Origin of the sequence: Rosenbergiella gaditana (assembly GCF_018494065.1) — a bacterium.
Taxonomy (GTDB): Bacteria; Pseudomonadota; Gammaproteobacteria; order Enterobacterales; family Enterobacteriaceae; genus Rosenbergiella; species Rosenbergiella gaditana.
Genome location: NZ_JABBFR010000097.1, coordinates 1 through 229, shown reverse-complemented (window position 1 = coordinate 229; position 229 = coordinate 1). Strand labels below are relative to the sequence as shown.

The 229-nt window shown below is 33.2% G+C and carries 1 protein-coding gene; it reads left to right on the top strand.

The window, feature by feature from the left end:
* Positions 1 to 80 precede the first annotated feature (80 nt).
* The coding region (gene rpsR, locus HH682_RS15610; RefSeq protein ID WP_214238384.1) for a 30S ribosomal protein S18 at positions 81 to 229 on the top strand (149 nt) is incomplete at its 3' end.

Below are 229 nucleotides of genomic sequence, written 5' to 3'. Positions count from 1 at the left end.
CCTATTGATATTAGTGATGATGATTTACCATTCTAAAAAATAACTAATTTAAAAATACAATTAAAAGGAGGCAGTTAATCATGGCAGGTGGACCAAGAAGAGGCGGACGTCGTCGTAAAAAAGTATGCTATTTCACAGCAAATGGTATTACACATATCGATTATAAAGACACTGAATTATTAAAACGTTTTATCTCAGAACGCGGTAAAATTTTACCACGTCGTGTAAC